The sequence below is a fragment of the Curtobacterium sp. DN_7.5 genome (assembly GCF_022655355.1).
In the GTDB taxonomy this organism is placed as follows: domain Bacteria; phylum Actinomycetota; class Actinomycetes; order Actinomycetales; family Microbacteriaceae; genus Curtobacterium; species Curtobacterium luteum.
The window spans coordinates 500,238-513,407 of sequence record NZ_CP093378.1 but is presented as its reverse complement, the minus strand read 5'-3'; the positions used below and the strand labels follow the sequence as shown (position 1 = coordinate 513,407).

Sequence of the window (13,170 nt, the reverse complement as noted above, 5' to 3'; positions counted from 1 at the left end):
GAGGAATGGTGGACTCCGACATGCTCATCCCCCGACCGCGCCGTTCCGAAGCGGGACCCGGCGCCTTCGAGTTCACCCCGGCGACGCGCATCGCGGCCGACGCCGGGACGGAGTCGGTGCGACTGTACCTCCAGCAGACCCTCCGGGGCTCCACCGGCCTGCCGGCGCGCGACGCCGAGCGTCACACCGGGCCGGACGTCGTCTCCCTCCGCGTCGCCTCCCCGGCCGAGGTCGTGGGCCTGCCGACCGGCCCCGAGACCGCCCCGGACGACCGGAGCGAAGCCTTCCGCCTCACCGTGACACCCGACCGGGTCGAGGTGCTCGGCGGCTCGGCGGCGGGCGTGTTCTACGGCGTGCAGGCCCTGCTGCAGTCGCTGCCCGCCGACGTGTACCGACGCGGACGGGTCGGGACCGGACCCTGGACCGTCCCCGCCGTCGTGGTCGAGGACGCCCCGGCTTTCGCGTGGCGCGGCGTGATGCTCGACGTCTGCCGACACTTCCGCACGAAGCACGAGGTCATGCGCGTGGTCGACCAGCTCGCGGCGCACCGGATCAACCGGCTGCACTTCCACCTCACCGAGGACCAGGGGTGGCGCATCGAGATCCTGCGCTACCCGCGCCTGACCGAGGTCGGCTCGTGGCGCCGCGAGTCCCAGGTCGGTGCCCACGTGCCGGACGCCGACGGTGCGCTCCGCCCCGCGGAGTTCGACGGACGACCACACGGCGGCTACTACACGCAGGACGACATCCGCGAGATCGTCGCCTACGCGGCCGACCGGTTCGTCACCGTGGTGCCGGAGATCGAGACACCCGGGCACGTCCGGGCCGCGCTCGCCGCGTACCCGGAGCTCGGCGTGCACCCGGACCGCCCGGTGGAGGTCTGGACGGAGTGGGGCATCGCGGACGACGTCCTCAACGCGGAGGAGTCCACCATCGCGTTCTTCCAGGACGTCCTCGACGAGGTCGTCGCGCTCTTCCCGAGCCCGTACATCGGCATCGGCGGCGACGAGTGCCCGAAGGTGCAGTGGGAGCAGGACCCCCGGACCCAGGAGCGCATCCGGGAGCTCGGCCTCGCGGACGAGGAACAGCTCCAGGCGTGGATCATCGGCCGGCTCGCGGCACACGTCGAGTCGCACGGTCGGCGGGCCTTCGGGTGGGACGAGATCCTCGAGGGCGGCACGCTCTCGCAGTCGGCGACGGTGCTGTCCTGGCGTGGCCTGACCGGAGCGCGGACGGCGGCAAAGCGCGGTCACGACGTGATCTCCTCACCCGACGACCAGGCCTACCTCGACTACCGGCAGAGCGACCTGCCCACCGAGCCGATCCCGGTGTCGATCGTGCTGGGCGTCGACGACGTGTTCGCGTTCGACCCCGTGCCGTCGGGGCTGACCGACGCCGAGCGCGCGCACGTCATCGGCGGCCAGGGCAACATGTGGACCGAGCACGTCGACACCGCGCGGAAGCTCGACTACCAGCTCTTCCCCCGGGTCGCGGCGCTGGCCGAGGCGCTCTGGTCAGCGGACACGACCGGGCCGCGCGACGTGGCAGAGTTCCGCGGACGCCTGGCCGAGCACACGGCGCGACTCGAGGCGATGGGGATCGAGTACCGGCACGAGGCGGGCCCGTTCCCGTGGGAGCAGCGGCCGGGCGTGCCGGGGCGGCCGCACTCGCGCGAAGAGCGCGCGGCCTACATCGACGCGGTGACTTCGAACATCGTGGAGTGAGCGCGGGCGGCCTGCCGCGCAGGTCCGCGCCGGTCGCACGACCCGCCGCCCGGTTCACCGCCCGGGCGACACGTCCTGCGACCGACACGCTCGCGCGTCGCGCGCGTACCGCACCCGACGACGGACGGGAGGCACGGTGCCAGCTGGCACCGTGCCTCCCGTCCGTCAGGTGGGGACGTGACGCGGGGTCGTCACGTCCGGACGACTACGCCGCGACCGGCGCGCGCTGCCCGACCGTCTCGGCCGCGACCGTTGCCTCGCTGGAGGCCGCCGCCTCGTCCACCGGACGACGCCGCACCCACTTCTTCAGCCCGACGAGCACGAGTGCCGAGACGATCGTGCCGGCGAGCAGCGCGACGACGAACATCCCGATGTTCCCGATGGCGAAGAAGACGAAGATGCCACCGTGCGGGGCTCGCGAGGTCACACCGGCGGCCATCGAGATCGCGCCCGTCACCGCGGCGCCGACCATCGACGCCGGGATGACCCGCAGCGGGTCGGCCGCGGCGAACGGGATCGCTCCCTCGGAGATGAACGACGCACCGAGGAGCCACGCAGCCTTGCCGTTCTCGCGCTCCGGCTTCGTGAAGCCCTTGCGGTAGAGCACGGTCGAGGCGAGGGCGAGGGCCAGCGGCGGGACCATGCCCGCGGCCATCACGGCGGCCATGATCTCGAACGGGACGACGTTGGTGGCCGAACCCGCACCGAGGCCTGCGACGGCGAACGCGTACGCCACCTTGTTCACCGGGCCACCGAGGTCGAACGCCATCATCAGGCCGAGGATGATGCCGAGGAGGATCGCCGAGGCACCGGACAGCGAGTTCAGCCACGCGGTGAGCTGCGTCATGACCCAGGCGATCGGACCACCGAGCACGAGGAGCATGAGGCCGGACGCGATGATCGACGCGAACAGCGGGATGATCACGACGGGCATGAGGCCGCGCAGCCAGCGCCAGGTCGGGATGCGCCCGATCCAGTAGGCCGCACCGCCGGCGATGAGGCCACCGACGAGACCACCGAGGAAGCCGGCGTTCATGAAGACGGCGATCGACCCGGCGACGAAGCCCGGCGCGATGCCCGGACGGTCGGCGATCGCGTACGCGATGTACCCGGCGAGTGCTGCGACGAGGAAGCCGAGCGAGACGCCACCGATCTGGAACGCGGCCGCTCCGAGGTAGTACCCGAGGCCCTCCGGCGGGAGGTTGAGCAGCGTGTAGTTCGTGAGCGTGTAGACGGCGTTGTTCTGGCCCGAGTCGCCGTGCGGCAGCGCGATCGCGTAGCCCGACAGCAGGAACCCGAGCGCGATGAGGAGACCGCCGCCCGCGACGAACGGGATCATGTAGCTGACGCCGGTGAGGAGCCAGCGCTTGAGGGCCTGCCCGAAGTGCTCGTCCGACTTCGTGGACTCGGAGGTGGTCACGCCGCCCTGGACGCGTGCGGCGTTCGGGTCGTCCGCGGCGCGGAGTGCCTCGGCGATCATCTTGTCGGGCTCGTCGACGCCGCGCTTGACCGGTCCGGAGACGAGCGGCTTGCCCGCGAAGCGCCCGCGATCGCGGACGTCGACGTCCACCGCGAACACGACGGCGTCGGCCCGGGCGATGAGCGCCGGGTCGAGCGGTTCGACCTGCGAGGAGCCCTGGGTCTCGACGTGCATCTCGGCGCCGGCCCGCTGGGCTGCGGCGACGAGGGCGTCCGCGGCCATGTAGGTGTGCGCGATCCCGGTCGGGCAGGCGGTGACACCCACGATGACCTTGCGGGCACCCGCTGCGGCGGACTTCGTGGTCGCGTCACCGGACGCGGCCTGCGTCGACGGGGCTGCGGCCGGCCTGGAGGCAGTGCTCGCGGACCCGACGCCGGCTGCGGCGACCTCGCCGCCCACTTCGCGCTGCACGAGGTCGACGACGTCCTCGGGCGTTGCCGCGGCACGGAGCGCCGCGGTGAAGTCCTCGCGGATGAGCGCCCGGGCGAGCGTCGACAGCACCGTCAGGTGGTCCTTGTCGGCGCCCTCGGGCACGGCGATCATGAAGACGACGTCGGCGTCGCCGTCCGGGGCGCCGAACGGCACCTTCCGGGCGAGGCGGGAGAACGCGAGGGTCGGGCTCGACACCGAGGCCGACCGGGCGTGCGGGATCGCGATGCCGCCGGGGACGCCGGTGCCGACACTGGCCTCGCGCTTGATGGCGTCCTCGGCGAGGGCGGCTCCGTCGGCCGCGCGGCCGGTGGCGGCGACGCGGTCGGCGAGGACGCGGATGACGTCGCTCGACGTGGCGCCGAGGTCCTCGTCGAGGCCGACGAGCTCAGCGCTGATGAGGCGCTGCGTCGTGTCTGCGGACATGGGTTGCTCCTTTGCAGTGGCGCCGGGGGCGCGGGCCGTGCTGGTTCTCTGGTGAGTGGGGGTGGTGTTCGGGTCGGGGTTCGTGCGTGGGGGTCAGACCGGTTCCGGCGTCGGTTCCGGCGTCGGTTCCGGTGCCGTTCCCGGGGTCGCGGCGGACGTCGTCGCGGGCCGGAGGCTGCGGACCTCGACGGCCGAGGGGTCGGTGTGGTCGAGGGCGGGGACGTCGCTGCCCGGGAGGGCTGCGGCAGCCGCTCCGGTCGCGACGGCCTGGGCGAGACGCTCCTCCGGGCGAGCTCCGGCGACCTCGGCGAGCAGGTAACCGGCGAGGGAGGAGTCTCCCGCGCCGACGGTCGAGCGGGCGACGATGCGCGGGGCTGCGGCCGCGAAGGACCCCTCCGGGCCGACGAGGACGGCGCCGGCGCTGCCGAGGGTGAGCAGGACCGAGTCCACTCCCCGCGACCGGAGTCGATCGGCGGCCGCGGCGGCTGCATCGAGGTCGCGCTCGTACTCGTCGGGATCGCCGCCGACGACCTCGGCGAGTTCCTCGGCGTTCGGCTTCACGAGGTCGATCCGCTCGCCGGACTGCAGGAGCGCGGTGAACGGGACGCCCGACGAGTCGACCGCGATCCGGACGTCGTCGCCGTGTCGTGCGCGGACGGCCCGGACGAGAACGGCGAGGGCGTCGTCGGGCAGGCCGGGCGGCAACGAGCCGGCGAGGACGACCCAGCGGGCACCGGGTCCGGTCGGGGTCGGTCCGGCCGAGTCGGCCACGAGGGCGGCGAACTCGTCGAGCCTGCCGGCGAGCGAGGGGCCGGGCTCGTTGAGCTTCGTCGTGGTGCCGGTCGGTTCGGTGACCGTGACGTTGGAGCGCAGCGGCGCACCGATGGCCATGGCGGCGGTCGGGATGCCACGCGTGGCGAGGCCGAGCAGGACGGGGTCGAGCTCGTCCCCGGGCAGCACGGCGATCGTGTCACCACCGCTCGCGACGACGACGCGGGAGACGTTGACGCCCTTGCCGCCCGGCTCGGCGGTGCTCCGGGTCGCTCGCTGGACGGCGCCGCGCTGCAGCTCGCCCGCGAGCTCGATGGTGCGGTCCAGGCTCGGGTTCGGCGTGACCGTGACGATGCGCGTGCTCGGGCGCCCGCTGGTGCTGGTGTTCCGGTCGGTGCTCATGCGACGACCACCTCGACGTCGGCTTCGGCGAGCGCTCCGGCGAGGTCCGCCGGAGGCTCCTCGTCGGTGACGACGGTGTCCACCTCGTCGAGTCGGGCGAAGCGCATGAGCGCCTCGACCCCGTGCTTCGCGGCGTCCGCCAGCACGACGCTCCGCCGCGCTGCGAGGACGTACGCCGCCTTCACCGCGGCCTCGTACTCGTCCGGCGTGCTCAGGCCGAAGCCGGCGGACAGTCCGTTGGTCCCCACGAAGGCGATGTCGGGGCGGAGGGCACCGATCTGCTCGACCGTGGCCGTTCCGACCGCGGCACTCGTCACACCGCGGACGCGTCCACCGAGCAGATGGAGCTCCACGTGCTCGCTGTGCTGCAGCGCGGATGCGATGGGCACGGAGTTCGTGATGACCGTCAACGTTGCGCCGGCGGTCGCGGGCTCCCAGCGGGCGAGCTCGGCGGCGACGGCTGCGCAGGTGGTGCCGGCGTCGAGGGCGATCGAGCCGGTGAAGGTCGGCGGGACGAGGCGCATGGCCGCCCGGGCGATCGCGCTCTTGGCGGTCCCGTGCTGGCCCTCCCGCTCGGCGACGCTCAGCTCGACGACGCTCGACCGACCGACGGGGACCGCTCCCCCGTGCACGCGGCGCAGGACGCCGGCGGACTCGAGGGCGTCCAGGTCACGTCGCACGGTCTCGGTGGTGACGTCGAAGTGCTCGGCGAGCTCGGCGACGGACACCCGGCCTGCCGACTGCAGCGAGGCGGCGATGGCGTCGTGCCGCTCGGTTGCGTACATGCCCGAACTCCTTCGTTCCCGTGGGTTTCGAGCACTGTACGCCGCAAAGCCACACGTTCGCAACCGTTTCGTGCCGAAACCAACACGGAAGCAGGAGCCGGACTCGCCGCTTCGGGTCACGACGCCCCGCTCGAGGGCGTCGAGCGGTCACGAGGTGTCGCTCTCGCGGACGCAGAGCGACGATTCGTGACCGGCCGGACGGCGGGTGCGGGGAGTCGCGACCACCGGCAGCAGCCGGCGCGGCGGTGCCGTCCCCGCGGCCGCGCCGGTCGCACGACGTGCCGTCCGACGATCGCGCTGGTCGCACGACATGCCGTCCCGCCATCGCGCTGGTCGCACGACATGCCGCCCGACGGTCGCGCTGGTCGCACGACATGCCGTCCCGCGTGGCGCAGGCCGACACGTCCTGCGACCGACCAGGGTCGTCGCCGGTGGCCGCGCACGTCGCCCGAGGCCGGTCTCCGCCGAGCTCCGCACGTGCGAACGCCTCGCCGAGCTCCGCACACGCGAACGCCCCGCCCTGCGACCAGCAGGACGGGGCGTTCGACCGCGCAGCCGCTACCCCTTCACGGCCCCCGCGGTCATCCCGCTGACGAGCCGCCGCTGCACGATGAGGAAGAACACGACCACCGGGATCGAGAACAGCACCGACGCAGCCATGAGCCCGCCGAAGTCCGTCCCCTTGTTCGTCGAGAACCCGGCGAGCCACACCGGCAGCGTGTACATCCCCTGGTCCTTGAGCATCACGTACGCGGTCAGGTAGTCGTTCCACGCCGCGATGAAGGCGAACACACTCGTCGCGATGACCCCCGGCATCACGAGCGGGAACAGCACGCTCCACAGGATCCGGAACGTCCCCGCTCCGTCGACCTTCGCCGCCTCCTCGATCTCGACCGGCACCGCGACGAAGAACCCGCGCATGACCCAGATCGAGAAGGGCAGGACGCTCGCCACGTACGCGAGGATCAGCCCGAGGTAGCTGTTGAGCAGCCCGAGCGACTGGAACGACAGGAAGAGCGGGATCAGCAGCGCACCCGAGGGGATCATCTGCACGAACAGGATCGCGACGAGGACCGCCCGACGCCCGCGGAACCGGAACCGCGACAGGGCAGCCGACGCGAGGAACCCGACGACGATCGACAGCAGCACCGCGGCCACGACGACGATCGCCGAGTTCCGCAGGTACACCAGGAACCCGTCCTGCGTCAGCGCCCGCGTGAAGTTCTCGAGCGTCGGGCGCAGCGGCAGCCAGATCGGCGTCAGCGTGGTCACCTCGTCCGCGGGCTTGAACGCGGTGTTCACCATCCAGTAGATCGGGAACACCCACACCAGGCAGAACACCACGGCGATGGTGTTCGCCACCACGCGCGGCTTGCGGCGACGCGGGCGGCCGGCCGTGATCGGACCGGAGGACCGAGGCGCACCGGATCGCCCTGCCACGTCGGGCCGTGCGGCGGGGCTGGTCGCCGCGGTCGACGCGCCCGTCCCGGGGGTCGATGTCGTCGTCACAGGTCGTCCTCCCCACTGCGGACGAGCCGCCGGATGTAGTAGCTCGTGAGCGCACCGAGGATCAGCGTCGAGATGACGGCGATCGCGGCGCCCTGCCCGTACGCGTTCGACACGAAGGACTTCACGAAGGTCCAGATGCCGAGCGTGAGGGTCGTGTCCTCCGGTCCACCCTTCGTGAGGAGCCAGATCTGGTTGAAGACGTTGAAGTCCCAGATCACCGAGAGGATGGTCACGAGCAGCAGCGTCGGCACGAGGGCCGGCAGCGTGATCGCCCGGTACATCGCCCACGCCGATGCCCCGTCGAGCGCGCCGGCCTCGTAGTACTCCGGCGCGATCTGCGACTGCGCGGCGTAGAGCGTCAGGGCGACGAACGGCACCGCCTGCCAGATCACGAGCGAGAGCACGATGGCGAGCGACTGCCCTGGTGTCGAGGCCCAGTTGTCCTGCGTGTGGTCCCCGAACACCCCCAACTGCGTGATCATCCAGTTGAGCACGCCGTAGAACGGCTGGAAGAGCCACTGCCACACCAGGCTCGACGCCACGTTCGGCATCGCCCAGGCCAGCACGAGCACGACGCTGACGACGGTCCGCATGACGACACCGAGCCGCGTGAGCAGCTGCGACACCGCCATGCCGATGCCGATGGTGCCGACGACCATCGCCCCGGTGACGAGCACGGTCCGGAGGATGACCGGCCAGAAGCTCGCGTCGGTGAGGACGTTCGTGTAGTTCGTGAGCCCTGCGAAGCCCGCCTGTCCCGTGAAGATCGCGCGGAGCCCGTAGTCCTGGAAGGAGATCACGAGCAGCCGCACGAGCGGGTACACGACCAGGGCGAGCAGCAGGATCGCCGCCGGCGCCAGCAGGAAGAGTGGCGCTCGCGACGCCGTCAGCGATCGCCGACCGCCGCCGGGACCGCCCGTCGAACCGGCGCCCGACGGGCCGGCCCCGACCGGACGGCCACGATCCCGGTCCCGTCCCCGACCCCGACCCCGACCCCGACCCGGACCGTCACGCCGGGTGTCCGGCCCGGCCGGAGCCGGACCGGACACCCGCTCTGCAGTGGACGTCATCGACTACTGCTGCGCGTTCAGCGCCGACGTGAGGTGCTCAGAGAAGCCCTCGGCGGCGTCCTGTGGGGACTTCCGGCCGGTCGCGACGTCCGCGAACATCGTCTGGAAGCTCGAGTCGCCCTCGATCGTCGCCCATCCCGGGGTCGCCGGGGTCGGGCGGCTCGTCGAGGCCGCCTCGAAGTACGGCTTGTGGAGCTCGTCCACGTCGCCGGCCACCACGTCGAGCAGCTGCGTCGAGTTGGGCTCCCACCCGTCGACGCCGAACACCTGGTCCTGCTGGAACTCCTTCGAGGTGAGGATCTTCGTGTAGTACAGCGCGAGTTCCTGGTTCTGCGACTTCGACGGGATGCCGAGGTCCGAGCCGCCGAGGAACACCGGTTGGGTCTTCCCCTCCGTCGCCGACGGCATGGGGAACGTGCCGATCTGGTCCTTCAGCTCGGGCTTGGCCGTGGTGATCGACCCGATCTCCCACGCCGACCCGAGGATCGCCGAGGCGTTGCCCTGCGCGAAGACGTCGGACTCGGCGGGCTTGTCGGTGTTGATGTCCTGCGTCGACTTCGCCGAGTACGAGTTCTGGAAGTCCTTCCACGCGGTGAGGCCCTTCACGGCGTCGGCGGAGTCGATCGCTCCGGTCCACTTGCCGCCCTTCTCGGTGGCGATCTGCCCACCGGCGTCCCACACCCACTGCAGGCCGCCGTACCAGTACTGCCCGGGCATGTAGAAGGCCGAGAAGTCGGCCTGCGGGTTCTTCGCCTTCACCTTGTCCAGGTCGGCGGTGAGCTGGTCGTACGACGTCGGCACGTCGGTGACGCCGGCATCCGCCCAGGTCTTCTTGTTGTAGATGACCGCGCGGTTGCCGGCGAAGAGCGGAGCGCCGTAGAGCTTGCCGTCGACCGTCGCCGGGCCCTCGAGCCCGGACAGCCAGGTCTGCCCGCCCTGCAGCTCCTTCTTGTACGGCGACAGGTCCATGAGGCCGCCGGTCGCCGCGTACACGGGGACCTGCGTGTTGCCGAGGTCGACGACGTCCGGCGCGTCCTGCTGCGCGAGCGCGGTCGTGAGCTTCGTCGTGATGCCGTCCCACTGCTGCAGCTGGAGCTTCACCTTGGCCCCGGTGGCCTTCGTGAACTGCTGCGCAGCGACGTCGAGGATCTTCGGGCTGAGGTCGCCGTTCATGATCCAGACGGTGATGGTCTTGCCCTTGCCGTCGGGTGTGCCGATGGACTTCGTGCCTCCGTCGGAAGCGGCGTTGCTCCCGGCGGAGCACCCGGTGAGGGCGAGCGCGCCTGCGAGGGCGAGCGCACCGAGTGCGGCGAAACGCGTGCGTGTCACGTTGACTCCCTTGGTCCGACCTTTATGAAAGGACGTTGCGTAATGGCTAGTGAAGACCCATCACGCGGGGATGTCAACCACGAATCGCGACCCTGTGGACAGCCGCGATCCGCATGTTTCCGGGGGATCACGGATGTCGAACAGATGCGGCCGCGTCCTTGACGAACTGGTCATGACCAGGCATCATCCGCATCCGCAGGACGAGACGGACGGGAGGCCCGTGGCGGAGTCGCCACGGGCCTCCCGTCCGTCTCGGACGACGCGGGTCGACGGCTTCGTCACCGGACGAGCACGCCCGTCGACCAGGCTCAGTCGTCGAAGGGGACGTGCTCGCTCGTGCCCACGCCGGCCCGCTGCCGGTACGCCAGGTGCCCACCGAGGTAGCCGCCGACCCCGACGACCGTCAGCCCGGCGAACCCGAGCAGCTTGCCCGCGCCGTGGTTCCCGTGCTTCCGCTGCACCCACGACAGCCCGTACAGCGTGATCCCGACCCAGTTCACCGCCTGGTGGACCCACCCCGTCCGGAGCTGCTCGCGGTCGAGCTCGGCCCAGTCGACGTACCCGGCCGTCGTCGCCCCGCCCGCGGACACCAGGCCGACACCCACGAGGGTCTTCGCGGCCTTCGCGTTCCCCCTCCCACCGATCAGGTCGAGGACGGCCGCGGAGATCCACACGCCGAGCGGCACCTGCACCATCAGGGGGTGCAGCGGGTGTCCGAACGGCACGCCGTGCAGGAGCTGGCGGACCGCCTTCGGCCGCGCGAGCGCGCGGACGACGGAACGGTCGATGTCGACGGCCTTGTCGAGCACGTCGGCGTGCTCGACGGCGTCGGTGAGGCGACGGATGGCGCGGATCTCAGGCATGCCCCGGAATCTAGGCCTGGCGAGACCGGGACGTTCACAGCGCGCCAGCGCTGTCCCGGTCTCGCCGAGCGGGCCTGGAGGCGCGGTGCCGGCCCCAGGGACCGGCACCGCGCCTCCAGGCGGTCACCGCGCGCACCTGCACCCGGACGCCTCCTCGCGCGTCGAGCTACTCCTCGACGATCTCGGCGTCGTCGATGATCTCCGCGAGCTCGAACGGCTCGACTGTCAGCTCGTCACCCGACTCCGCGACGTCCACGCGGACGGTGTCGCCGTCACGAACGTCGCCCGCGAGGATCGCGCGCGCCAGCCGGTCGTCGATCTGCCGCTGCATGAGCCGCCGCAGCGGTCGCGCACCGTACACCGGGTCGTACCCACGCTCGGCGAGCCAGGTCCGCGCGGAGGGCGTCACGGCCAGCTCGAGTCGGCGGTCCGACAGTCGCCGGGCCAGCCGGTCGACGTACAGCGACACGATCTGGCCGAGGTCCTCCGAGGTCAGCGCCTGGAACACCACGATGTCGTCGAGTCGGTTCACGAACTCGGGCCGGAACGCTTGCGTCACCATCTCGCGGACGCCCTCCTCGCGCTGTTCGGCGGTGAGGGAGGTGTCGGTGAGGAACTGCGACCCGAGGTTCGAGGTGAGGATCAGGATCGTGTTCCGGAAGTCCACGGTCCGACCCTGGCCGTCCGTCAGTCGCCCGTCGTCGAGCACCTGGAGCAGCACGTCGAACACCTCCGGGTGCGCCTTCTCGACCTCGTCGAGCAGCACGACCGAGTAGGGCCGCCGTCGCACCGCCTCGGTGAGCTGCCCACCGGCCTCGTACCCGACGTACCCGGGCGGGGCACCGATCAGGCGCGCGACCGTGTGCTTCTCGCCGTACTCGCTCATGTCGATGCGGACGAGGGCCTTCTCGTCGTCGAACAGGAACTCCGCGAGCGCCTTGGCGAGCTCGGTCTTGCCGACGCCGGTGGGGCCGAGGAACAGGAACGACCCCGTCGGGCGGTCCGGGTCGGAGATGCCCGCGCGGGTGCGACGGACGGCTTCGGACACGGTGTTCACGGCGGAACGCTGCCCGATGATCCGACGGCCGAGTTCGCTCTCGAGGTGCAGGAGCTTCTCGGTCTCGCCCTGCAGCAGCCGTCCCACCGGGATGCCCGTCCACTGCGCGATCACGGCGGCGATGTCCTCGTCGGTGACGCTGTCGTTCACCATCCGCTCGGCGCTCTCGGCCTGCTCGGCTGCGGCCAGCTCGGCCTCGATGCGGGGCTTCTCGCCGTACTCGAGGCGGCTCACGGTCTCGTAGTCGGCCTCCCGCTGCGCACGCTGGGACCGCATGTTGAGGTCGTCGAGCTGCTGCTTGAGCTCGCCGATCCGGTTGAGCGAAGCGCGCTCGGCCTGCCACCGCTGCTCGAGTTCGGCGAGCAGGGTCTCCCGGCTCGCGAGCTCTGCGCGCAGGGTCTCGAGCCGCGCCTTCGAGGCGTCGTCCTTCTCCTGCTTGAGCGCGAACTCCTCGACGCGCAGCCGGTCGACGGTGCGCTTCAGCTCGTCGATCTCGACCGGGGAGGAGTCGATCTCCATGCGGAGTCGCGACGCCGCTTCGTCGATGAGGTCGATCGCCTTGTCGGGCAGCTGGCGCCCGGAGATGTACCGGTTCGACAGGCTCGCCGCGGCGACGAGCGCGGAGTCGTTGATGGTCACCTTGTGGTGCGCCTCGTACCGCTCCTTGAGGCCGCGGAGGATCGCCACCGCGTCCTCGACGCTCGGCTCCCCCACGTAGACCTGCTGGAAGCGCCGTTCGAGAGCCGCATCCTTCTCGATGTACTCGCGGTACTCGTCGAGCGTGGTCGCCCCGATCAGCCGGAGCTCGCCGCGGGCCAGCATCGGCTTGAGCATGTTCGACGCCGCGACCGACCCCTCGCCGCCGCCGGCGCCCATGAGCGTGTGCAGCTCGTCGATGAAGGTGATGACCTGCCCGTCGGAGTCGTTGATCTCCTTGAGCACGGCCTTGAGCCGCTCCTCGAACTCGCCGCGGTACTTCGCGCCGGCGATGAGCGCGGAGATGTCGAGCGACACGAGTCGCTTGTCCTTGAGCGAGTCGGCGACGTCACCGGCGACGATGCGCTGTGCGAGCCCCTCGACCACGGCGGTCTTGCCGACGCCGGGCTCGCCGATGAGCACGGGGTTGTTCTTGGTCCGGCGCGTCAGCACCTGGGACACGCGCCGGATCTCGGCGTCCCGCCCGATCACCGGGTCGAGCTTGCCGCTCCGGGCGATCGCAGTGAGGTCGACGCCGTACTGCTCGAGGGCGGTCTTCTGTCGCTCTTGCGAGTCAGGAGCGCCCTGGAGGTTCGCCATGCGTTCCGTCCTTTCGTTGCGGTGGTCGT

General features: G+C 71.3%; 9 protein-coding genes. 1 reads left to right on the top strand and 8 read right to left on the bottom strand.

Going from position 1 to position 13,170, the window contains the following annotated elements:
• The first annotated feature begins 5 nt into the window (after positions 1-5).
• The gene (locus MON03_RS02430) at positions 6-1,724 is read left to right on the top strand and encodes a beta-N-acetylhexosaminidase (RefSeq protein ID WP_242090300.1); all 1,719 of its coding nucleotides are present in this window, start codon (positions 6-8) and stop codon (positions 1,722-1,724) included.
• A gap of 205 nt (positions 1,725-1,929) precedes the next feature.
• Here the strand turns inward: MON03_RS02430 and MON03_RS02425 are convergent, their stop codons facing one another.
• The 8 genes from MON03_RS02425 to MON03_RS02390 form a co-directional block, all read right to left on the bottom strand.
• Positions 1,930-4,059 (bottom strand): PTS fructose transporter subunit IIABC, encoded by a 2,130-nt coding sequence (locus MON03_RS02425; RefSeq protein ID WP_242090299.1) that lies wholly within the window; start codon positions 4,057-4,059, stop codon positions 1,930-1,932.
• 93 nt (positions 4,060-4,152) lie between these two features.
• Complete coding sequence (locus MON03_RS02420) at positions 4,153-5,232, bottom strand: 1-phosphofructokinase family hexose kinase (protein ID WP_242090298.1); 1,080 nt, start codon at positions 5,230-5,232, stop codon at positions 4,153-4,155.
• A complete protein-coding gene (locus MON03_RS02415; protein WP_242090297.1) occupies positions 5,229-6,017 on the bottom strand; it encodes a DeoR/GlpR family DNA-binding transcription regulator in 789 nt (262 codons plus the stop codon). The genes MON03_RS02420 and MON03_RS02415 overlap by 4 nt, the downstream gene beginning before the upstream one ends.
• A gap of 558 nt (positions 6,018-6,575) precedes the next feature.
• Positions 6,576-7,379, bottom strand: a complete 804-nt coding sequence (locus MON03_RS02410) for a carbohydrate ABC transporter permease (protein ID WP_242090295.1) — start codon at positions 7,377-7,379, stop codon at positions 6,576-6,578.
• Between the two features lie 143 nt (positions 7,380-7,522).
• The gene (locus tag MON03_RS02405; protein ID WP_242090293.1) at positions 7,523-8,596 is read right to left on the bottom strand and encodes a carbohydrate ABC transporter permease; all 1,074 of its coding nucleotides are present in this window, start codon (positions 8,594-8,596) and stop codon (positions 7,523-7,525) included.
• 3 nt (positions 8,597-8,599) lie between these two features.
• Positions 8,600-9,925 (bottom strand): sugar ABC transporter substrate-binding protein, encoded by a 1,326-nt coding sequence (locus tag MON03_RS02400; RefSeq protein ID WP_242090290.1) that lies wholly within the window; start codon positions 9,923-9,925, stop codon positions 8,600-8,602.
• Between the two features lie 308 nt (positions 9,926-10,233).
• A complete protein-coding gene (locus MON03_RS02395) occupies positions 10,234-10,788 on the bottom strand; it encodes a DUF2231 domain-containing protein (RefSeq protein ID WP_242090288.1) in 555 nt (184 codons plus the stop codon).
• 166 nt (positions 10,789-10,954) lie between these two features.
• Positions 10,955-13,141 carry an ATP-dependent Clp protease ATP-binding subunit gene (locus MON03_RS02390; protein WP_022903984.1) on the bottom strand — a complete coding sequence of 729 codons (2,187 nt, stop codon included), beginning with the start codon at positions 13,139-13,141 and terminating at the stop codon, positions 10,955-10,957.
• Positions 13,142-13,170: the final 29 nt, after the last annotated feature.

What these genes read in the sequence shown, in the direction of transcription:
- MON03_RS02430 (WP_242090300.1), top strand. Translation starts at nt 6, where the DNA reads ATGGTGGACTCCGACATGCTCATCCCCCGACCGCGCCGTTCCGAAGCG.
- MON03_RS02425 (WP_242090299.1), bottom strand. Translation starts at nt 4,059, where the DNA reads ATGTCCGCAGACACGACGCAGCGCCTCATCAGCGCTGAGCTCGTCGGC.
- MON03_RS02420 (WP_242090298.1), bottom strand. Translation starts at nt 5,232, where the DNA reads ATGAGCACCGACCGGAACACCAGCACCAGCGGGCGCCCGAGCACGCGC.
- MON03_RS02415 (WP_242090297.1), bottom strand. Translation starts at nt 6,017, where the DNA reads ATGTACGCAACCGAGCGGCACGACGCCATCGCCGCCTCGCTGCAGTCG.
- MON03_RS02405 (WP_242090293.1), bottom strand. Translation starts at nt 8,596, where the DNA reads ATGACGTCCACTGCAGAGCGGGTGTCCGGTCCGGCTCCGGCCGGGCCG.
- MON03_RS02395 (WP_242090288.1), bottom strand. Translation starts at nt 10,788, where the DNA reads ATGCCTGAGATCCGCGCCATCCGTCGCCTCACCGACGCCGTCGAGCAC.
- MON03_RS02390 (WP_022903984.1), bottom strand. Translation starts at nt 13,141, where the DNA reads ATGGCGAACCTCCAGGGCGCTCCTGACTCGCAAGAGCGACAGAAGACC.